The sequence below is a fragment of the Luteolibacter yonseiensis genome (genome assembly GCF_016595465.1).
Lineage (GTDB): Bacteria > Verrucomicrobiota > Verrucomicrobiia > Verrucomicrobiales > Akkermansiaceae > Luteolibacter > Luteolibacter yonseiensis.
This window is the reverse complement of sequence record NZ_JAENIK010000010.1, coordinates 68,861-88,292: the sequence shown is the minus strand read 5'-3', so window position 1 is coordinate 88,292 and position 19,432 is coordinate 68,861. Positions and strand designations below refer to the sequence as shown.

General features: G+C 62.0%; 19 protein-coding genes. 8 read left to right on the top strand and 11 right to left on the bottom strand.

All coding sequences use genetic code 11. The features are described 5' to 3' along the window. Nucleotides 1-21: 21 nt before the first annotated feature. The 3 genes from JIN84_RS09655 to scpB form a co-directional block, all read right to left on the bottom strand. Nucleotides 22-477 carry a hypothetical protein gene (locus JIN84_RS09655; protein ID WP_200350029.1) on the bottom strand — a complete coding sequence of 152 codons (456 nt, stop codon included), beginning with the start codon at nucleotides 475-477 and terminating at the stop codon, nucleotides 22-24. An 828-nt stretch (nucleotides 478-1,305) separates the two neighbouring features. Continuing rightward, on the bottom strand, nucleotides 1,306-2,376 hold the full coding sequence (gene pheA / locus JIN84_RS09650) for a prephenate dehydratase (protein WP_200350842.1): 1,071 nt from the start codon (nucleotides 2,374-2,376) through the stop codon (nucleotides 1,306-1,308). Between the two features lie 20 nt (nucleotides 2,377-2,396). Further along, the gene (gene scpB / locus JIN84_RS09645; protein WP_234043412.1) at nucleotides 2,397-3,116 is read right to left on the bottom strand and encodes an SMC-Scp complex subunit ScpB; all 720 of its coding nucleotides are present in this window, start codon (nucleotides 3,114-3,116) and stop codon (nucleotides 2,397-2,399) included. 203 nt (nucleotides 3,117-3,319) lie between these two features. Between scpB and JIN84_RS09640 the strand changes: the two genes are divergently transcribed. The 6 genes from JIN84_RS09640 to JIN84_RS09615 all read left to right on the top strand — a co-directional run bounded on the left by JIN84_RS09640 (nucleotide 3,320) and on the right by JIN84_RS09615 (nucleotide 6,666). Next, the gene (locus tag JIN84_RS09640; protein WP_200350840.1) at nucleotides 3,320-4,189 is read left to right on the top strand and encodes a TraR/DksA family transcriptional regulator; all 870 of its coding nucleotides are present in this window, start codon (nucleotides 3,320-3,322) and stop codon (nucleotides 4,187-4,189) included. Between the two features lie 23 nt (nucleotides 4,190-4,212). After that, nucleotides 4,213-4,386, top strand: coding sequence for a 50S ribosomal protein L33 (rpmG, locus tag JIN84_RS09635; RefSeq protein ID WP_200350839.1), 174 nt, complete (start codon nucleotides 4,213-4,215; stop codon nucleotides 4,384-4,386). Between the two features lie 17 nt (nucleotides 4,387-4,403). Beyond that, nucleotides 4,404-4,646: a 30S ribosomal protein S18 gene (gene rpsR, locus JIN84_RS09630; RefSeq protein WP_200350838.1), complete on the top strand. Its 243-nt coding sequence runs from the start codon at nucleotides 4,404-4,406 to the stop codon at nucleotides 4,644-4,646. Between the two features lie 158 nt (nucleotides 4,647-4,804). Next, nucleotides 4,805-5,071 (top strand): HPr family phosphocarrier protein, encoded by a 267-nt coding sequence (locus JIN84_RS09625; RefSeq protein WP_200350837.1) that lies wholly within the window; start codon nucleotides 4,805-4,807, stop codon nucleotides 5,069-5,071. A gap of 311 nt (nucleotides 5,072-5,382) precedes the next feature. Beyond that, nucleotides 5,383-5,844 (top strand): SRPBCC family protein, encoded by a 462-nt coding sequence (locus tag JIN84_RS09620; RefSeq protein WP_200350836.1) that lies wholly within the window; start codon nucleotides 5,383-5,385, stop codon nucleotides 5,842-5,844. Nucleotides 5,845-6,393: 549 nt separating this feature from the next. After that, nucleotides 6,394-6,666: a hypothetical protein gene (locus tag JIN84_RS09615; RefSeq protein WP_200350835.1), complete on the top strand. Its 273-nt coding sequence runs from the start codon at nucleotides 6,394-6,396 to the stop codon at nucleotides 6,664-6,666. 48 nt (nucleotides 6,667-6,714) lie between these two features. Here the strand turns inward: JIN84_RS09615 and JIN84_RS09610 are convergent, their stop codons facing one another. The 6 genes from JIN84_RS09610 to aroC all read right to left on the bottom strand — a co-directional run bounded on the left by JIN84_RS09610 (nucleotide 6,715) and on the right by aroC (nucleotide 11,804). Then, on the bottom strand, nucleotides 6,715-6,918 hold the full coding sequence (locus JIN84_RS09610; RefSeq protein ID WP_200350834.1) for a hypothetical protein: 204 nt from the start codon (nucleotides 6,916-6,918) through the stop codon (nucleotides 6,715-6,717). Further along, nucleotides 6,915-7,241: a nucleotidyl transferase AbiEii/AbiGii toxin family protein gene (locus JIN84_RS09605; protein ID WP_200350833.1), complete on the bottom strand. Its 327-nt coding sequence runs from the start codon at nucleotides 7,239-7,241 to the stop codon at nucleotides 6,915-6,917. The genes JIN84_RS09610 and JIN84_RS09605 overlap by 4 nt, the downstream gene beginning before the upstream one ends. 97 nt (nucleotides 7,242-7,338) lie before the next feature. After that, nucleotides 7,339-8,790 carry an Asp-tRNA(Asn)/Glu-tRNA(Gln) amidotransferase subunit GatB gene (gene gatB / locus JIN84_RS09600; protein WP_200350832.1) on the bottom strand — a complete coding sequence of 484 codons (1,452 nt, stop codon included), beginning with the start codon at nucleotides 8,788-8,790 and terminating at the stop codon, nucleotides 7,339-7,341. Nucleotides 8,791-8,852: 62 nt separating this feature from the next. Next, entirely contained in the window at nucleotides 8,853-9,629 is a 777-nt protein-coding gene (locus JIN84_RS09595) for a hypothetical protein (RefSeq protein WP_200350831.1), read from the bottom strand. Nucleotides 9,630-9,728: 99 nt separating this feature from the next. Continuing rightward, nucleotides 9,729-10,685, bottom strand: coding sequence for an Rpn family recombination-promoting nuclease/putative transposase (locus tag JIN84_RS09590; RefSeq protein WP_200350830.1), 957 nt, complete (start codon nucleotides 10,683-10,685; stop codon nucleotides 9,729-9,731). A 39-nt stretch (nucleotides 10,686-10,724) separates the two neighbouring features. Further along, complete coding sequence (aroC, locus tag JIN84_RS09585) at nucleotides 10,725-11,804, bottom strand: chorismate synthase (protein WP_200350829.1); 1,080 nt, start codon at nucleotides 11,802-11,804, stop codon at nucleotides 10,725-10,727. Nucleotides 11,805-11,886: 82 nt separating this feature from the next. On the opposite strand from aroC, the gene folP reads away from it, so the two are divergent. Continuing rightward, entirely contained in the window at nucleotides 11,887-12,762 is an 876-nt protein-coding gene (gene folP, locus JIN84_RS09580) for a dihydropteroate synthase (protein WP_234043411.1), read from the top strand. A gap of 200 nt (nucleotides 12,763-12,962) precedes the next feature. Further along, on the top strand, nucleotides 12,963-16,043 hold the full coding sequence (locus tag JIN84_RS09575; RefSeq protein ID WP_200350828.1) for an alpha-mannosidase: 3,081 nt from the start codon (nucleotides 12,963-12,965) through the stop codon (nucleotides 16,041-16,043). A 1,886-nt stretch (nucleotides 16,044-17,929) separates the two neighbouring features. On the opposite strand, the gene JIN84_RS09570 is transcribed toward JIN84_RS09575, so the two are convergent. Both JIN84_RS09570 and JIN84_RS09565 read right to left on the bottom strand, forming a co-directional pair. Continuing rightward, nucleotides 17,930-18,196, bottom strand: a complete 267-nt coding sequence (locus JIN84_RS09570; protein ID WP_200350827.1) for a hypothetical protein — start codon at nucleotides 18,194-18,196, stop codon at nucleotides 17,930-17,932. A gap of 96 nt (nucleotides 18,197-18,292) precedes the next feature. Further along, entirely contained in the window at nucleotides 18,293-19,408 is a 1,116-nt protein-coding gene (locus tag JIN84_RS09565; protein ID WP_200350826.1) for a DEAD/DEAH box helicase, read from the bottom strand. Nucleotides 19,409-19,432: the final 24 nt, after the last annotated feature.

Genomic DNA, 19,432 nt, shown 5'->3' with positions numbered 1-19,432 from the left:
TCGGGGGGATCGGGGAACTCGTTACTTGAGGAGGTAGGTGACGGTGTTGCTGGTGCCGGTGGTGGTGTCGTCGCGGAAGTAGATGACGATCTGTTGGGTGGTGCCGGCGGAGGTCTTGGTGAGGAGGGCGGTGTTTTGGGCGGGGTTCTTGGCGGTGGAGGCGGAGCTGTATTGGTTGTAGTCGCTGTTGTCCTGGTCGAGGGGGAGGGAGAATCCGGGGCCCTTGAGCTCGCCTTTTCTGCCGATGGTGAACTTGACGGTCTGGCCGACGTTGAAGCGGGGGATGCCGGCGGGGATGCGGAAGCTTGCCACGGTTTCGGAGCCCTGGGTTTCGAAGGACTGCCTGTCCTCGATGGTGAGGGTGAAGGTTTGTTTGGCGGCGAATCCTCCGAAGCGCTTGCCGGCGGGTGCGGCGTGGGCGGTGGCGGTGATGAGGAGGGCGCAGAGGGCGAGGCGGATGAGGGTGATGATTTTCATGGAAAGGGGATTGCTGTTGGCGATGGGCAAACCCTAGCGCGGATGGCGGTTTTTGTAAGCTTTGAATTCGACGTAATCACGTAAACGTGAATGCGTTGACGCGATCGCGTAGGGTGTTTTCGCGGGCCACGCGTGATGGCGTAAACGCGATCGCGTGGGTTGCGAAAGGGGGGGAGGGAGTGACGGCAAGGCCGCCCGTCAGGCGGGGGCTGGTTAAAAGTAAGCGCGGTTTCGCCGGATTCTGGCATCCCCGGAGGAAAGGATGGAAATCGGTCGGTGGCGCGGGTCCTGACGTTGATAAGAGTCCCGGCGTTGATGGAATCCCGACGTGGACACACATCTCGGGCGATTGGATCGGCGCGCGGCATGTCGGCCGGGCCCGGCCGCATCCTCAGCACCAAAGGTGCGGAATGGGATAGCCCGGGACAACGTCCCGGGAAAAGGGTTCCAAAATTATTACCGGAGTCCTGAAAGGACGCGATCTAGCGGTGGCCGCGCGCCATGGATGCCGTCCCTTCAGGACTCCTGGCAACGGGCATGGCATGTCCCGGGGTTGCGTTGCGCTCACCCCGGGCTGTCACATTCCGCACCTCTGGTGCTGAACCATGTTGATATCGCACCACGTTGGAGCTGGGCCATGCGGGATAATCTCACCCCTGTTTTCACCAATAAGGTGATTACGGAAACAGAATATTGGACTCCCTCTTCAATCCGTAAATCGGTGTAATCAGTAGTCAGATGATCATTTTATCTGCGCAAACTGGTATCAGTCGCCAGCATCCGGCTAGGCACCACCTCGCGGAAGGAGCGGGCCGTGACCTTGTTCTCTCACTCGCCCGCGTCCGGGTAGGAGCCGAGCAGTTTCACCAGCGAGCAGTGTTTTCCGAGTTCTTCCAGCGCTTCGGCCACTTTCGGGTCGTCGCAGTGGCCGGAGAGGTCGACGTAGAAGATGTATTCCCAGTCCTTGCGCTTGGAGGGGCGGGACTCGATCTTCGACATGTTGATGTGGAACTGGTCGAAGGCCTGCAGGGCCTTCACCAGCGAGCCGGGGCGGTCGTGGATGGCGAAGAGGATGGACGTGCGGTCCTTGCCGGTGGGCGGGCAGGGTTTCTCGCCGATGACGAGGAAGCGGGTGGTGTTGGTGGCGCGGTCCTGGATGGATTCCTCCAGCAGCGTCAGCCCGTACATCTCCGCCGCCAGCGGGCCGCCGAGGGCTGCCGCTCCCTGGTGGGCCTGGTCCTTGGCGATCTGCGCGGCCTTGGTGGTGGAGGAGACCTCGACGAGATCCGCGTTGGGGAAATTCCGCAGGATCCACGCCCGACACTGGCCGAAGACCTGCGGGTGGGAGTAGAGGGTCTTGATCTCCTCGCGCGGGATCGCCGCCATGAGGCCGTTCTCGATGCGGAGCAGGATCTGCGCGCAGATGTGCAGCGGCGAGTCCACGAAGAGGTCGAGCGTGTGGGAGACGGCGCCCTCGGTCGAGTTCTCGATGGGGACCACGCCGTAGCTCGCGGCGCGGCGGGCGACCTGGTCGAAGACATCGGAGAAATTCGGCTGGGCGGAATAATTCACCGAGTGGCCGAATTTCTTGATCGCCGCCTGGTGCGTCCACGTTCCTTCCGGTCCGAGGTAGGCGATGGTGAGATCATCCTCCAGCGCGAGCGCGGCGGACATGATCTCCCGGTAGATGGCGCGGATGGATTTTTCCGGCAGGCGGCCCTGGTTCATCTCGATGAGGCGGCGCAGCAGGGATTCCTCGCGCTCCGGGGCGTAGATCTGCAGGCCGTCGCGTTTTTTCACCACCCCGACCTCGTGGACCAGGTCCGCGCGGCGGGAAAGCAGGTCAAGGAGATCGCGGTCGATCTTGTCGATGTTCTGGCGGATGTCGTCGAGATTCACGGGGAAATTTCGGGCTGGGATTAATCGTCGTGGGAGGCGGCGGCCGCGGCGGGGCTGCCGACGGGGCCGAGGGCGAGCTGTTGCTCGGATTCCGCGGGAGCGGGAGGTGGGGCGGTTTCCGGTTCGGGGAGCTTCACCTTCCGCAGTTCGGAGGCGTTCGGCAGGTCGTCGATGGAGCGGATGCCGAAGTGTTCGAAGAAAAGGTCGGTCGTCTCGTAGAGCAGCGGACGTCCGGGAAGCTCCGCGCGGCCGCCGATGCGGATCAGGTCGCGGTCGAGGAGTTTCTGGATCATGCCGTCGCACGCCACGCCGCGCACGGCCTCGATGGCGGCTTTCGTAATCGGTTGACGGTAAGCGATGATGGCCAGCGTCTCCATCGCCGGGCCGCTCATGCGCTCCGGCTTGCGGCCGGGGAAAAGCTGGCGGACGAATTCGCCGTATTCGAGGCGGGTGTAGAGTTTCCAGCCCTTGGGCCGCTCGATGATGGTGAAGGCGCGTCCGCTTTCCGTGTAGGCGTCGTTCAGTTCGCCGATGGCCGCCGCGATTTTTTCCGCGGAGGTGGCCGTCAGGCCGGTGAGCCATTCCGGCAGGACTTCCGGGGCCTTGCCCTCCTCGGTTTCCCGGATGCGGATGTCCTCCGCCTCGGCGACGCGGGCGCGCACCAGCCTCGCGATTTCCTCGGACGGGAGAGGATTCTGCGAGGCGATGAGAAGGGCTTCTACGATGGCGCTGAGCTGCATGGCGGGGCCGCAGAGTAGGGAACCCTCCGGGCATTTCAAGCCTCCTGCGGAAAAGCTGCGAATCACTTATTTTACCCCCGGACGAACTTTCCGCTTGCTGGATAGTGGTTCAGGGGCTAACCCACCGCGCTCGTCACAACCCCGGGATTCTATTCCGGGAGATACGGGGAGAATTTTATCACCAAGCATTTCATCTCTGCGCCATGGCCGCGAAGAAAACCACCTCCAAATCCGCTCCCGAAAAAGGGAAAGCAAAGCCCCCCGTGAAACCCTCGAAGACCGCGGCGGCGAGCAAGCCTGCTGCGAAAGCGGAGAAGGCGGCCAAACCCGAGCCCGCGAAGAAGGCCTCCCTCAAGAAGGCGGCCGCCGAGGCTCCGGTGAAGAAGGCCCCCGTGAAGGCGGAGGAAAAGGTGGTGGCGAAGGCCCCGGCCGAAGCACCGGCGAAGGCCGCCGCTCCCGTGAAAAAGCCCGCTCCGGTGAAATCGAAATCCTCCGTGGTGGACTATCCCGCGCCTCCGGCCCCGGTGAAGCCACCCTTCGTGCCGCCCAAGGCCGCTCCGCAACCTTCGGGTGAGGCCGTGGCTCCCGGCAGCAACGGCACCCACAGCCCCGCTTTCATCCAGAAGCAGAAGCAGCGCCTGCTCGATCTCCGCGACGACCTCGTGGACGCCGTCTCCGGCATGGCCCGCGACACCATCCGCAACGCCCCCGAGGGTTCCGAAGCCTCCGGCAGCGGCCAGCACCAGGGCGACGCAGGCAGCGACGCCTACGACCGCGACTTCGCGCTTTCCGTCCTCGCCAAGGAGCAGGACGCCCTCTACGAGATCGAGCAAGCCCTCCGCCGCATCCAGTCCGGCACCTACGGCATCTGCGAAATCTCGTCCCGCAAGATTCCACAAGCCCGCCTCGAAGCCATCCCGTTCGCCCGCCTGACGGTCGAATGCCAGGCCCAATGGGAGAAGGAATACGGCAACCGCCGCTTCCGTCCGTCCAACGAAGTGGGCTTCAGCGGAGGAAAATATGTCGATGAGGAAGATTCTGAAACAGTTTCTCTTGACGAAGACGACGATTAAAGCATCCTCCCGCCCCCAAAGTCATGCCACGCGAGATCATCATTCTAGAATGCACCGAAGCGAAAGCCGAGGGCAAGCCGACTTCACGTTACGTCACCACGCGTAACAAAAAGAGCCTCCGCACGCCGGGTCGTCTCGAGAAAGTGAAATTCAACCACTTCCTCAAGCGCCGCACCCTTCACCGCGAACTCCGCTAACACGCGCCTCCACTCCCATGTCCGAGCCAAAAACAATCCAGCGCCGAATCAACTTCCGTAAGGCGAACCGTAAAATGACGCGCCGCCGTCATGACATCCCTGCGGATCAGGTCGTTTCGACCAATCCGGAGCTTCTCACCAAGTTCACCACCGAAACCGGCAAGATTCTTCCACGCCGCGTCACCGGAGTCTCCGCCAAGCTGCACCGCAAGATCAACAACGCGATCAAGCAGTCCCGCGCGATCAACCTGCTTCCTTGATTTCAAACAGGGGAATTCACTCCTTCAAAAAGCCGCTCCGTGAAAATGGTGCGGCTTTTTAGTTCCCGGTTTCTTTAAAATCGGAAATTCTTCCCTAAATTTTTGCCTTGGAGCGATCCGATTCACTTTCTACATTCCCCCCGCGCAAGCCTTCACACATGGCCAAAAAAGACTTCACCATCCTTAACAAGCTCGGCATCCACGCTCGCCCCGCCGCGCAATTCGTCAAAACGGCCAACCGTTTCCAAGCGGACATCTTCGTCGAGAAGGATGGCGAGGAAGTGGATGGCAAAAGCATCATGGGTCTCATGATGCTCGCGGCCGGCCACGGTTCCATCATCTCCGTCAGTGCCGACGGCTCGGACGAGGAAGCCGCTCTCGAAGCGATCGGTGATCTCATCACCCGCAAGTTCGAGGAGGATTGATCCCAAGGGCGGATCATTCCGCCACACCGGGAGCGCGGGATTCATCCCGCGCGAAACGACCGGAGCTCCGGGCGCATCCACAGGGTCACGCACTTTCATCAAGTGTCCTGCGGGTGTTGATATGCGAAGGAGGCGGAGTTCTTGCCCGCCCGATCGGTTTTTTGGCCTTTGCGGCTGAAAAAAACCGGTTCGACGAGGCATTTCAGATATCTCCGGCTGCGACGGTATTCCGAAAAGCCACATTGGTTTCTGTTTGCTGACGCCGGGGCTTGCGGCCCGCTCTCCATCGCTGTTACTTCCCTAACAAGCGCATGACCGTCCACCAGCTCCAGCAAGAACAACGCCTGCCGATTTCCCGAGAGGAGGCATGGGAGTTTTTCTCGACGCCCCGGAATCTGGACGCGATCACACCGAAGGAGATCGGGTTCGAGATCCTCAGCCAGCCGGGCGAGCGGATGTATGACGGCCAGATCATTTCCTACCGGATGAAGATCCTGCCGCTGGTGCGGGTGGGCTGGGTGACCGAGATCAAGTCCGTGGACTGGGGAAACTCCTTCGTCGATGAGCAACGCTTCGGTCCCTACAAACTCTGGCACCACCGCCACACCTTCGAGGACGTCCCCGGCGGTGTGCTGATGCGGGACCTTGTCCACTACGGCCTCGGCTTCGGCCCGTTCGGAGCCATCGCGCACGCGGTGTTCGTGAGGAGGAAGCTGGAATCGATCTTCAACTTCCGCCGGGAGATCCTGGAGCGGAGGTTCGGGGTGCTTTGATGGCGGGTTGGCTTGGGTTTGAGATTCACCGCCAAGGCGCAAAGGTCGCGAAGGGTCGCAAAGGAAGAGGTGCGGAGTGACCAGTCATCAGAGGTGGGCCGGGCTTGGGTTGTTTGATGGATCGAAACGCGGAGAACGCGAAGAGCGCGGAGGAGATGTGGGGAGGGAAGGGCCAGGAGGGTGTCACTACACCATGGATGTTGCGTCGTCACGGCCTGCAGGAGAGGGGCGATCACGTATCGCCGCTCCATGGAGTGCGGCGGGATGGGCCGGTGTCACGCGTCAGCCTTGCGCGTCAGCGTCACGCCGCTTGGGATTTTTCCTCTTCGTGAAACATTACTCCGGCTTGGACGACTCCAATGCCTTATCAGAAGGGATTCCATTCGAAATAAATTAGTTGGATCAAAATCCGATTTCGCGAACCAGTGCTAACAGAGGAGGCTCGCCACCCGCGCGGGCACTGGAACGGTGACGGGAAAAGGCCGGTTTTTTATGTTTCATCCTGAGGGGAGGTGATATGAAATCCTCTGCAAAAAGCCGCCTGACTTCATGGGACCATACCTGCTCGCCTTCTCCCTTATTTGCGGAATCCTTTGTTACGGCCTGATGCGCAAACCCGTCTGGATGTGGTATTTCGGCTGGGTTTTCCTTTTCCTGTTCGCCGGGTTTTTCTGCCAGTTCTTTTTCGGGGCGATGATCGCCTCGCAAACCCACCTGCAAGTGGTGTTCTCCGGAGTTTATCTAACGGGAGGACTGGTTCTCTGGATGCCGTCCGCGCTGTGGTGGATCAGAATCCGGTCTCAATTCACCGCCAGATTCTGAGCCGGCCCAAGCGATGACGCCGGTGGCCGGATCACGGTTCCACGGAACTCAGTGTGCGCCGAAGTCCGGCCACTCCTCGGTCTGGCGTCCTTCGTTGCGCATGAAATCGGCGAGGAGTTCCTCGTCGGTCATGGGACGGCGCATGCCGCTGGCAAGAAATTCGAAGACCCACTTTTCGTAAATGTCCAGCGTCACCTGTGGTGGTGGCGGATGGTCGGAAAAGTCACCGAACTCCAGATCGAGAGCGTTCATGAGTTTGATTTGATTTGGTCGTAAGCCAGCGGACCGGAGTAACGTTCGCAGAGGACCTTGAACTCTTCGTCGGGAATCTTGAGATAACCGTAGCTCAGAAGGGCGCGGATATCGAGCAGATCTTTGTGCTGGCGGGTTTGTCCGTCTTTCAGTGCGTAAAGCTTCATGGCGAGCAGCGCCCGGAAATTGATGACTGGGACTCTTTCCTTGCGGGCATCGGCCGGATCCGCTTCCGCCATTTTCGCAAATGTGGAGTCGTCCACCCAGATCAGATCGATGTAGGGGAACACCGGGATTCTGCGGTTTTTGAAACGTGAGGCCATCCCTTCGGAAGTCGCGGTGGGGGCTTTCCGAATGGTTGGGCCGGCAGCTCCGAGGGTTTCGCGCGGAATGAATTCCGCGGTCCCGGTGGGGCTCCGGTCAGAGGAGACGGGCCCTGAGGAGCTCGGTGACCTGTTTCGGGTTCGGCTTGGTGGTGGCGAGTTTCATGACCTGGCCGGTGAGGAAGTTGAGGAGTTTTTCGTTTCCGGCTTTGACGGCTTCGACTTCGGCGGGGTTGTTGGCGATGGCCTGGTCCACGAGGCCTTCAAGCTCGCCGGCGGCGGCGGGCTTGAAGCCGAGGCTGTCGGCGATGGCGGCGGGGTCTTTTTCCGGGGCGTCGAAGAGGACGGTGAAGACTTCCTTGGCCTGGTTCGCGGCGAGGGTGCCGTTTTCCATGAGGACGAGCAGGGCGCGGAGTTTTTCCGGGGCGACGGGGCATTCGTCGATGCCGAGCGCGCGCTCGTTGAGGGTCCCGAGCAGGTTGTTGATGATGAAATTCGCGACTTTTTTGCCGGGGATGGCGGCGTCGGTGACGGCCTCGAAGTATCGGGCGAGGTGTTTGTCCGAGGAGAGCACGGAGGCGTCGTAGGCGGTGACGCCGAGGTCTTTCTCGAAGCGGGCGGCGAGTTCGTGCGGCAGCTCGGGGACGAGCGGGCGGACTTTCGCGAGCAGCGGCGCGGTCTCGATGGGCAGGAGGTCCGGGCAGGAGAAGTAGCGGTAGTCGTGCGCGTCCTCCTTGGTCCGCATCATCTGGGTCTCGCCCCGGTCGTCGTCCCAGCGGCGGGTGGACTGGATCTGCGGGATGCCGCGGTCGAGCTCCTCGGTCTGGCGCTGGATCTCGAAATGGATGGCGCGGCGGATGGCGGAGATGGAGTTGAGGTTTTTCAGCTCCACCTTCTGGCCGAGCGGGTCGGAGGCGTTCTTGCGGAGGGAGATGTTCACATCGCAGCGGAGCTGGCCTTTTTCCATGTCCGCGTCGGAAACACCGCCCTGCTGGAGGATCATCTGGAGCGAGCGGACGTAGGCGAAGGCTTCTTCCGCGGATTCGAGGTCCGGCTCGGTGACGATCTCCATGAGGGGGGTGCCGGCGCGGTTGAAGTCGATGAGCGAGGAGTTCCCGAGGTGGGTGGATTTCGCGACGTCCTCCTCAAGGTGGATGCGGTTGAGGCGGACGACCTTGTTCGCGGTGGTGATGCTCTTGCGGGCGTCGGTGGGGTAGCAGTGGTCGTAGAGCGGGACGCCGCCACCGATGCAGAGGGGAAGGTCCATCTGCGTGGTCTGGTAGTTTTTCGGCATGTCCGGGTAGAAGTAGTTTTTCCGGTCCCATTTGGAGATTTCCGGCGATCCGCAGCCGATCATGAGGCCGGTGAGCAGGGTTTTCTCGATGGCCTCGCGGTTCAGGACGGGAAGCGCGCCGGGCATGCCGAGGCAGACGGGGCAGGTGTTCGTGTTCGGCGTGTCGCCGAAGGAGGTGCGGCAGGCGCAGAACATCTTGGTCTGGGTCTTGACCTGGCTGTGGACTTCGAGGCCGATGGTGACGAGGTAGGACATGGAAGAGGCTGGGAGTGGCGGATTGGAAAGTTGGAAAATGCTGGGGAAACTTGCTTCCGTTCTCATTGGGCGAGGTCACGGAGCCGTTGCTGGATCTTGGGATCGGCGAGAGCCTTGGTGAGCAGCGGATGACGGAGGAGTGTGCTGAAATTTCCCTCGCGGGCAAGCGTTTGAAGGGCGGGATCCTCCACAAGGATGGCGCGGGGGATGGGCTTGCCGGTGGCGGGGTCGATTTCCGGTGCGAATTCGGGCGAGGATTGCGCGGCGATGAGCTTGGCGAGGCTGAGGCGGGACGGGTCCGCCAAGGGATCGAGGGCGGCGAGCCAGTCCGCGGGCAGGGTGGACTCAAGGGTGGATTTGAGTTTCTGGACAAACCCTTGCTCCGGTTTCCCCTTCCCGGAGCTGGCCTTGAGCTCGGCGATGGACCCCGCGTGGTGGACGAGCGCGGCTCCGATGATCCACAGGAGCGATGCGGGGATGAGAGCGAAAACGAGGCGGAAAACGGTGCCGGCGAGCGTCCTGGGACCCGAACTTCCGGAGCCGCCACCGAACGGACTGGTGAAGAAATTGGTGATTTTCCGCAGCAGGAAAAACACGAGAACGAACGCCAGGACCGGCAGGCCGTTGGTGATCCACGGCTGGGACTGCCCGAGCCACTCGAATGACAACGCCGGGGCCGCCTGCCACACGCGGAACCCGACCCAGGCGGAAATCCCGAGCGTGAGCGTGCCGACGATCATCCGGGCGAGCCCGCGCAGCATGACGAAGCCGGCGCAGAGAACGAACAGGACGAGCGCCGCCGTGCCGAGGCTGAGTGATGGAATGAGGTCGGGGGACAAGGTGATGGAAGTGGACGGACTCAGGAGAGTCTTTCCAGCCACCGGACATCAACCCTAGACTATGTCCCCACGCGATTTTCCAGGAAAGCGGACCACGTTTCAGCCGCGCTTGAAGCGGACTTCGTATTCGCGGTGAAGCAGGGCGTGCAGTGCTTCGAGTTCAGCGAGTGTCATCGCCTCGAGGACTTCATTCGAAGAAATGGCTTTTTCGAGGAATTCCTCAAGTGTTTGGATTTTCCCGATCCAGTTCCCTTCTGTAAGGCCTTCGACACGGCCTTCGGCTCTCAGTTTTTCAGCGACGGACATGGTGCTTTTCTCAAGTTCGGGATTGGATGACAGGTTATGGTAGATTTTCTCCGCGTCAAGATCGCTGTCCGAGTGCATCGCATAGAGCAGGATCAGCCGTAGCAGGTTTTCAGACAGGTCCTTGGCGGAAAATCGGGACAACCAGCGGAAAAAGCGCAGCAGTTCCTTCTCGCGGGCGAGCTTCATCAGTTGCAGCACCGCGCGCACCCGGGCGTCCTCCTCACCGGCGGAGGGATCGAAGCGGGTGAGGTCGAGCAGCGCGTGGCTGAATTTCGGCAGGAACGGCAGCAGCGCCTCGCGGGCTTCTCCCTCAAGTTCGAACAGATCCTCAAATGCGGTCGATGCGGTCCAGCGGTCCGGTCCCTGGTGGAGGACGAAGGGCAGCACCGGCCTGAGCGGCAGCTTGTTTTCCTTGTGATGTTTCAGGTGGATCTCGCTCATGTACCCGAGCAACCGCAGCGGCATGGCGGGGTCGGGCGTGCTCTGGTGTTCGAAGAGCAGGTAAAGGAGCGTCTCCCGCTCACCCATGCGGACGGAAAACAACAGGTCCGAGTGGGCCTGCTGCAGGCTGGATTTCACAAACGAACCGGGCAGCAGCTCCAAGGACGGCCATTCGACGAGAGCGGTGACCTCCGCGGGCAGGTGGCTTTTGAAAAACGCCACCGCATGCTCGGGCTGCGAAAAGACCGCCTTGAAAAATCCGTCATGCGTGTGCGCGGCGGAGTCCAGGGGAATTTCGGAAGCGTCCACGGCTTGGGAGTTTTACGAATGGCTGCCGGTGGAACCTTCTCAGCCGATCGCCCTCTGCCGCAGGAGATGATCCGTGAGCACCAGGGTGGCCATCGCCTCGACGATGGGCACGGCCCGGGGGAGGACACAGGCGTCGTGGCGTCCGCGGCCCTTGAGTTCGGTGTTCTCGTGGCCGGAGGTGACGGTGTCCTGCTCGGTCATGATGGTGGCGGTCGGCTTGAAGGCGACGCGGAAGATGATGTTCTCGCCGTTGGAAATCCCGCCCTGGACGCCGCCGGAGCGGTTGCTGGTGGTGCGGACACGGCCGTCGATCATGCGGAACGGATCGTTGTGCTCGCGGCCGGTGAGCAGGGTGCCGGCGAATCCGGAGCCGATTTCAAAGCCCTTGGTCGCGGGCAGAGAGAGCATGGCTTTGGCGAGATCCGCCTCCAGTTTGTCGAAAATCGGCTCGCCCAGGCCGGGCGGGCAGTTGCGGATGACGCACTCGATCACTCCGCCCACGGAGTTGCCGTCGTTGCGGATCGCCTTGATGCGCTCGATCATCGTCTCCGCCATCGCCGGATCCCCGGTGCGGACGATGTTCGACTCGATGGTTTCCCCGGTCACCGTCTGCGGATCCACCTCGGCGTTGAGTTCCTGGATCGATTTCACCCAGGCGAGCACCTCGATGCCCGGGTGAAGCTTGTCCAGCACCTGGCGGGCCACCGCCGCCGCGGCGACGCGGCCGATGGTCTCCCGCGCCGACGCCCGCCCGCCGCCGGAGGCGGAGCGGATGCCGTATTTCGCGTCATAGGTGTAGTCCGCGTGGCTCGGGCGGTATTTCACCGCCATCTCCTCGTAGGCGCCGGGACGCTGGTCGGTGTTCCGGACGATGATGGAAATGGGGGAGCCGAGCGTCAGTCCGTCCTGCAGGCCGGAGAGGATTTCCGCCGCATCCGCTTCCTTGCGCGGAGTGACGATCTCCGACTGCCCGGGACGGCGGCGGTCCAGTTCGTGCTGGATCTGCTCCACGGACACGGGGACGCGCGGCGGGCAACCGTCGATGACAACGCCCACGCCACCGCCGTGCGACTCGCCGAAGGTGTGGATGCGGAAAACTTGGCCGAAAGTGGATGACATGTCCGGCAGGGTAGTGATGGAGCCGCCGTGGGCAAGCGGGATGAGAGTTGAGTTTCCAGATTTCAGGATTTAGGAAACCGGCATGCGATTGAGGCTTCCCGAGCGGGTGATCGATTTTCCCCGGCGTCCGCTGGTGATGGGGATCGTGAATGTGAATGACGATTCGTTTTCTGGCGATGGCACGCTGGATTTCGGAAAAGCGGTCGAGCTGGCCCGTGGGCAGGTCGCGGCGGGCGCGGATGTCATCGACGTGGGGGCGGAAAGCGCGCGCACGAACCGCGCCGCCATCCCGGTGGAGGAGGAGATCCGGCGGTTCCGGGGATTCATCGGCCGCTGGGAGGATGTCTGGCAGGGTGTGGAACCGCGTGACGCGGAGCAGGTGTGGCCGCCCGTGCTTTCGGCGAACACCTGGCGGCCCGATGTGGTCACGGAAATCCTGCCGTCCGGGAAGGTGGAGCTGGTGAATGACATGGGCGCGCTTCCGGACGACCGGAACGCCCGCCTCTGCGCGGAGCACGGCGCGGCATTGCTCGTCATGCACAGCGTGGGCGAGCCGAAAGTCCCGCATTTCCAACAGCAGTGGCACGACGTCATGGCGGAAATGGAGCGGTTCTTTGAGGAGAAAATCGGGCTGGCCCGCGCCGCCGGATTGCCGGATGACGCGGTCATCCTCGATCCGGGCATCGACTTCGCCAAGCAGCGTGACGACAACCTGACGGTGTATCGCGAGCTGGCGCGGTTGAAAAAATTCCAACGGCCCGTCCTCGTTCCCGTTTCGCGGAAGACGGTGATCGGCGAGGTGCTCGGGCTGGCGGACCCCGCCGGGCGCGATGCGGGGACGGTGGCGTGCGTCAGCACGTGCATGACGAGGGGCGCCCATCTGTTCCGCGTGCATCACGTGGAGGCGGCATGGCAGGTGGTGAAGACCCTGCACGGGATTTCTCCGGCCGGTGGGTGAGTGCGGAGGGGCGGGGGACCCGTGCGGATCCATTTGGCACGAGTGAGGATCGGAATCACCAGATGACGCCAAAAACCATGTGTTCCGCCGGGAAATTCGGCATGATCCGCGCTTCATGCGATTGACCGCGGGCACGGATGTCAGCACGGTTCACACAAGAAAGAACGCGAGTGGTGAGGAGCTAGGAAAAAACACAATTTATGGAAACCCGTCAGAAGAAGGAAACCCGTATCGAGATGGCGGAGGATCGGTTCATCCTGCCCCTGCTCTATCAGGAGAAGATTCCGCTGGAGGTGGCCATGTGGGAGGCCGACGGAGAACCCGTCAGCCACGCCGAGGCGATGGCGCAGAGTTTCACGGAAGTCCGCGAGGGCGCGGCATGGGGGAAGACATGGGGCACCGCGTGGTTCCGTTTCCGCAGCCAGGTGCCCGCCGCGTGGAGCGGGAAAACGGTGGTCGCCGTGGTGGACCTGAGTTTTGAAAACGAGGAGGGCTTCGGCCGCGAGGGGCAGGTGTGGATGGACGGCAGGCCGGTCATCGCCGTCAGCCGCTATCGCAAGGCCATCCCGCTTTTCACGGAAGCGAAGGGCGGCGAGCTGGTGGATTTCCACGTCGAGGCGTCCGGAAACCCAGTGTCCGAATGGCACTGGGACAACGGCGTGAGAGTGGATCCCGAGGCACGGCTTTTCCGCATGCAGGAGGCGCGGCTCGCGATCTATGATGCCGGGGTTTTCGCGCTTCTCATGGACTTCCGCGTCTGCCGGGAGGCGATGCTGGAGCTCCCCGAGGAAGGCACCCGCCGCGCGCGCCTGCTGCGCGGGCTGGACCAGGCATGCCGCGTGATGGAGCGCGGCGACCGCTCGTGGGTCGGAAAGGCGCGGGAGATCCTCGCCCCCCTGCTGGCCGCGAAAAACGGCGACACCGTCCACCGCATCACGGCGACAGGGCACGCGCACATCGACACCGCGTGGTGCTGGCCGCTGCGCGAGACCATCCGCAAGTGCGCCCGCACGTTCTCCACCGCGCTGGCCTACATGGAGGTCCACCCGGAGTACCGCTTCAGTTGTTCCCAGCCGGTGCAGTATCTGTGGATGAAAGCGCACTATCCCACCATCTATCAGGGCATCCGGGACGCGGTGGCGCGCGGCCAGTGGGAGGCCATGGGCAGCATGTGGGTGGAGCCGGATTGCAACGTGCCTTCCGGCGAATCGCTCGTGCGCCAGCTGGTCCACGGCAAGGATTTCTTCAGCCGCGAGTTCGGCGTCACGACGGGCGATCTCTGGCTGCCGGATGTCTTCGGCTACTCCGCCGCCCTGCCGCAGATCCTCGGCAAGGCCGGGGTGGACCGCTTCCTGACCCAAAAGATTTCCTGGAACGACACCAACCGCTTCCCGCACCACACCTTCCTGTGGGAGGGCATCGACGGCACGCGGATCTTCAGCCACTTCCCGCCGGTCGATACCTACAACGCCCGCGTGCAGGGCAGGGAGCTGGCGCGCGCGGAAAGGCAGTTCGCCCAGAAGGACCGCGCCTCCCGCTCGCTGATGCCGTATGGCTACGGTGATGGCGGCGGCGGACCGACGGTCGAGATGATCGAGCGCATCAAGCGCTGGGAAAACTTCGAAGGCATGCCCGCCGTGGAATTCGGCACGGTGAAGGGATTCTTCGACGCCGCGATGGCGGACATCGAGGACCCTCCGGTGTGGGTGGGGGAGCTCTACCTCGAGCTGCACCGCGGGACCTACACCAGCCAGGCGCACAACAAGCTGATGAACCGCCGCTGCGAGCTGCTGCTGCGCGACGCGGAGTTTTTCGACGCCATCACCTCGGTGCTCGCCCCGGGCGAACTGGTTCTGACAGACCCGCATCCGGACCGCACGGTGTGGGACGTGCCGGGCCACCATCCCGTGAAGGAAACGTCGCTCACCGCACAGGTGCTCGACCGCGCGTGGAAGCTTCTTTTGTTGAACCAATTCCACGACATCCTGCCCGGCTCCTCGATCCACCGCGTCTATGAGGAAAGCCGCCGTGATTATGAAGTGATCGAAAAACTCGCCCTCGCCGTGCGTGAGGCGGGGGTGGAAAGACTTCTGTCGGACGGTCCCGGATGGACCGCTTTCAACACCCTCGCGCAGGACCGTCGCGAGGTCGTCGCCGCGGATGACAGGCTTTCCGTCGCGACCGTACCGGCGTGCGGATTCGCCGGGGTTTCCGATGTCCCTCCTGTCGATTGGCAGCCGGTGGAGATCGTGAAAACCGGGGACGGCTGGACCATCGCGAATGGCATCCTGAAAGTCCGGGTGCTCGCGGACGGCGTCATCGCCTCCGTGCTGGACCTGCGCGAAAACCGCGAGGTGCTCGACGGCCCGGCGAACGAACTGCACCTGCTCCGGGACTACCCGAACCGCTGGAGCGCCTGGGACATCGAGGCATCCGCGATGGAGGATTACGAGATCGTTGGCGGCGGCGGAAGCGGGGAAATCGTGGAAAACCATCCGTTGCGCGGCGCGCTGGAATTCACCCGTCCCGTGGGCGGCTCGCTTGTCACCCAGCGCGTCATCCTCACCGCCGGAAGCGCGCGGCTGGATTTCGACACCACGGTGGATTGGAAGGAGCGCGACCGCGTGCTTAAAGTTTCATTCCCGCTGGCCATCCGCACCGACCACTCGGTGTGCGAGATCCAGTATGGCCACGTCCGCCGCCCGGTGCACCGCAACACGAGCTGGGATGCCGCACGGTTTGAAATCCCGATCCAGCGGTGGATCGACTTCACCGAGAGCGGTTACGGCGTGGCGTTGCTGAACAACGGCATCTTCGGCTGCGACGTGCTCGGCAACCGGCTGCGGCTCACCCTCCTGAAAAGCGCGAGCGCCCCGGACCCCACCGCGGACATCGGCATCCACCGCCGGACCTTCAGCCTGTTTCCCCATGCGGGAGATACCCTGCAGGGTGGCGTGAACGAAGCCGCGCTGGCGCTCAATGTGCCGCTGGTCGTGGCCAAGGGATCGGTCAAAGGCGGCGAAAGCGGTTCGTGGATATCCATCGACAAGCCGGGCGTGACGCTGGAAGCGCTCAAGCGCTCGGAAGACGGCAAGGCCCTCGTCCTGCGGGTGGTTGAGGCGGGCGGACGCAGGACCACCGGCGGCATCACGGTGAATCTGCCGGGACTGAAACTCCGCGAATGCGACCTGCTGGAAAACCCGCTGCCCGCCGCGCCAACGGAAAATCCGCTGGAACTCCGGGCGTTCGACATCCGCTCGTTCCTTGTGGAGAGCGTGTGATACGGGGAAGTCTTTCCTGCATCAACGGTGCGGAATGGGACAGCCCGGGGAGGGCGAAGCGCAGCCCAGGGGAGGGGATGCCGGAACAGGTGCACAAAAAAGCGGCCCGATTGATCATCCACCCTAGGAAAAACCCATTAACCCGGGAGGCATCTCAGTCGGACCGCCTTGTCTTGCGACGCGGAAGAATTATCACCCCACCGCACTTCCCGCAAGAACAATCTTTACAATATGCCAAAAAAATCGTGATGCGCCTTTTTCCTGCTTCAAAGGTGCTGAATGGGAATGCCTGGCGGATCGTGGTCCGGTGTTTTCAGCCCCGTTCTTCAGTGCCAAAGGCACGGAATGTGAAAGACCGGGGTGAGCGAAGCGCAACCCCGGGGCATGCCACAACCATCGCACCAGTCCTGAAGGGACGACATCCGTCGCGCATCGCCTCCCCTTGATCACGTCCCTTCAGGACTCCGGTCGCTTCGGGGATCTTTTCCATGGCGTTGCCATGGGTTCTCTCATTTCGCACCGTTGGCGCTGAAGATGCCCCCGTCGCCCGGGATGCCTGCCCGGGATGCGAAATCGTAGTCAGAAATTTCCATTTCCAAAATCGATCCCTAACAACCTCTTCCATCCCGCCTTCCTCTCGGAAAACGTACATAAAAAAAGCGGCCCGATTGATCATCCACCCTAGGAAAAACCCATTAACCCGGGAGGCATCTCAGTCGGACCGCCTTGTCTTGCGACGCGGAAGAATTACCACCCTGCCGCCCCTCCCGCAAGAACAATCTTTACAATATGCTAAAAAAATCATGATGCGCCATTCTCCACCGTCAAAGGCGCGGAATGGGAATGCATGCACGACGATCAAGCTGGGGATGGCATGAAGATTTCTGACCACGGAATACACGGAATACACGGATTTTAAGAATGACTTTGAAATTCCACCGCTGACTGGCGGTGCCTTTTTCCGGACTCTTGGATTTTCGGCACATTACCATCCGTGTATTTCGTGTTTTCCGTGGTTAACCTCTTCGCTTCCATCATCCATTCTCCCTAGTTGATCGCCGTGGGAAAGCATGGCGGACCGTGGTCCGGTGCTTTCAGGCCCATTCTTCAGCACCAAAGGCGCGGAATGGGAAAGTATGGCGGATCCTTGTCTGGTGTTCAGGTTCATTCTTCAGCACCAAAGGTGCGGAATGTGACAGCCCGGGGTGAGCGAAGCGCAACCCCGGGGCATGCCACAACCACGGCCAAGAGTCCTGAAGGGACGACATCCATGGTGCATCGCCTCCCTTTGATCACGTCCCTTCAGGACTCCGGATCGTTTGGAACCATTCCCATGGCGTTGCCATGGGCTTTCTCATTTCGCGCCGTTGGCGCTGAAGAATGCCGCACGCCGCCCGGGATGCTCGCCCGGGACTCGAAATCCGTCGTCAGAAATTTCCCTTTCCCAAGAACCGATCCCTAACAACTCCTCAATCACTCCCTCCGATTCCGCCTCCCTCTCGGAAAACGTATATAAAAAAGCGGCCCGATTGATCATCCACCCTAGGAAAAACCCATTAACCCGGGAGGCATCTCAGTCGGACCGCCTTGTCTTGCGACGCGGAAGAATTACCACCTGCCCGCACTTCCCGCAAGAACAATCTTTACATTATGATAAAAAAATGATTGAGCGCCGCGAATTCCATCCGGTCCGCCGCCACCGCGCCTACCCTTCAATAAGAAAGCGGTCCGACTGATCATCCCCCGGAAAACCCATTAACCTGGAGGCATCTCAGTCGGACCGCCTAATAGTGTCGCGACACTTCTGAAATAGCACCTGTCGTGCCAAATCCATCACGCGGGACCGTTTTCAAAATCTAACAATCGCCTCCGCCGCCAGCGGTTGGTTACCCGATGTTTACGATCCAGTGGATCGCCTTCACCACCGCCGCGATGATGCCGAGCAGGCCGCCGAACACTCCGACAAGGCTCAGAACGCCTCCGCGCCGTGCCGGCGAGAGTGACAGAACGAGTCCCAGCAGTCCGGCGATGACGGCCACCAGCGCGAAGACGAGGCCGAAAAAAGCCGCTGTCTTGAAACTCAGGATCGCCGCGATGATGGCGACGATGGAAGGGATGCTGAAAACCGCGCGGGCAGGTAGGTTGGAGCTCATGGCAGGAATGCGGGGGAACCGCTTTCCCAACAGAATCCCGCAACCGCGGGGCGTCAAGCGGAGATCATCCGCCGCCCGCCCCGTCCGACCGGAAATTCAGCGCACCTCTGAAAAAGAAAGATCCAGCGTGTTCTCCAGCTTCGTGATTTTCGCCCGCTCCCTCGGCTCCACCAGTGTCAGGGAGATCCCCTTCTTTCCGGCCCGGGCGGTTCTTCCGCTACGGTGGGTGTAGTACTCGATCTGCTCGGGAAGCTGGTGGTGGATCACGAACGAGAGCCCCTCGACATCGATCCCCCGCGCCGCGACGTCCGTGGCGATGAGAAACTGCACGCGCTCCTTCTTGAACGACCGCATGATGGTGTCCCGCTCCTTCTGCGTGAGGTCGCCCTGCAGCACCGCCACGGGAAACCCCTTGGCCGCGAGCTGTTTCCCGAGCACGATGGCGCCCGCCTTGGTGCGGCAGAAGATCACGCCGCGGCTCTCCCCCTGGCGGCTGAGGAAGCCGGAGATGAACTCGGTCTTCTCGTCCCGGCCGCAGATCGCGAACCGGTGGTCGATGTCGCGGTTCACCACGTGCGCCTTGTCGATCTTGAGCGATTGCGGCTTTCCGGACATGCAGTCCTTGATGAGACCGTTGATGGCGTCCGGGATGGTCGCCGAGAAAAGCCAGGTGCTCTTGCGCGCCCGCGTGAGGCCGAAGATCTTCACCAGCTCCTTCTTGAAGCCCATGCTGAGCATCTCGTCCGCCTCGTCCAGCACCAGGTGTTTCACATGCAGCAGCGTCAGCGCCTTCTTCTGGAAAAGGTCCAGCAGGCGTCCCGGAGTCACCACCACGATGTGAGTGGGCCGCTGGAGCGAGGCCACCTGCCTGTCGAAGTTGTCCCCGCCGCACAGCACCTCGGTGAAAATCTTCTGCTCGGAAAACTTGGTGAAGCGGAAGAGCTGCTTGCCGATCTGCTTCGCCAGCTCGCGCGTCGGCGCGACGACCACCGCCTGGATGTCGTTCGACTTCGGGTTCACCTTCATCAGCAGCGGCAGGCCGAACGCCGCCGTCTTGCCCGTGCCCGTCTGCGCCTGGGCGACGAGATCGCCACCGTTTTCCAGCAGGAACGGGATCGCCTGGTCCTGCACGTCGGTGGGATGGATGATGCCGAGCTCCTGGATGCCCTTGATGAGGTCCGCGCGGACGCCGAGTTCTTTAAACGTTTTCAATGTGTCTGGATGCTGGTGATTCAA

Bases quoted from the DNA above. Each gene is read 5' to 3' on its own strand.
- rpmG (WP_200350839.1), top strand. From the start codon at position 4,213: ATGCCACGCGAGATCATCATTCTAGAATGCACCGAAGCGAAAGCCGAG.
- JIN84_RS09625 (WP_200350837.1), top strand. From the start codon at position 4,805: ATGGCCAAAAAAGACTTCACCATCCTTAACAAGCTCGGCATCCACGCT.
- scpB (WP_234043412.1), bottom strand. From the start codon at position 3,116: ATGCAGCTCAGCGCCATCGTAGAAGCCCTTCTCATCGCCTCGCAGAAT.
- JIN84_RS09655 (WP_200350029.1), bottom strand. From the start codon at position 477: ATGAAAATCATCACCCTCATCCGCCTCGCCCTCTGCGCCCTCCTCATC.
- aroC (WP_200350829.1), bottom strand. From the start codon at position 11,804: ATGTCATCCACTTTCGGCCAAGTTTTCCGCATCCACACCTTCGGCGAG.
- JIN84_RS09620 (WP_200350836.1), top strand. From the start codon at position 5,383: ATGACCGTCCACCAGCTCCAGCAAGAACAACGCCTGCCGATTTCCCGA.
- folP (WP_234043411.1), top strand. From the start codon at position 11,887: ATGCGATTGAGGCTTCCCGAGCGGGTGATCGATTTTCCCCGGCGTCCG.
- JIN84_RS09575 (WP_200350828.1), top strand. From the start codon at position 12,963: ATGGAAACCCGTCAGAAGAAGGAAACCCGTATCGAGATGGCGGAGGAT.
- JIN84_RS09640 (WP_200350840.1), top strand. From the start codon at position 3,320: ATGGCCGCGAAGAAAACCACCTCCAAATCCGCTCCCGAAAAAGGGAAA.
- JIN84_RS09615 (WP_200350835.1), top strand. From the start codon at position 6,394: ATGGGACCATACCTGCTCGCCTTCTCCCTTATTTGCGGAATCCTTTGT.
- rpsR (WP_200350838.1), top strand. From the start codon at position 4,404: ATGTCCGAGCCAAAAACAATCCAGCGCCGAATCAACTTCCGTAAGGCG.
- JIN84_RS09610 (WP_200350834.1), bottom strand. From the start codon at position 6,918: ATGAACGCTCTCGATCTGGAGTTCGGTGACTTTTCCGACCATCCGCCA.
- JIN84_RS09605 (WP_200350833.1), bottom strand. From the start codon at position 7,241: ATGGCCTCACGTTTCAAAAACCGCAGAATCCCGGTGTTCCCCTACATC.
- gatB (WP_200350832.1), bottom strand. From the start codon at position 8,790: ATGTCCTACCTCGTCACCATCGGCCTCGAAGTCCACAGCCAGGTCAAG.
- JIN84_RS09570 (WP_200350827.1), bottom strand. From the start codon at position 18,196: ATGAGCTCCAACCTACCTGCCCGCGCGGTTTTCAGCATCCCTTCCATC.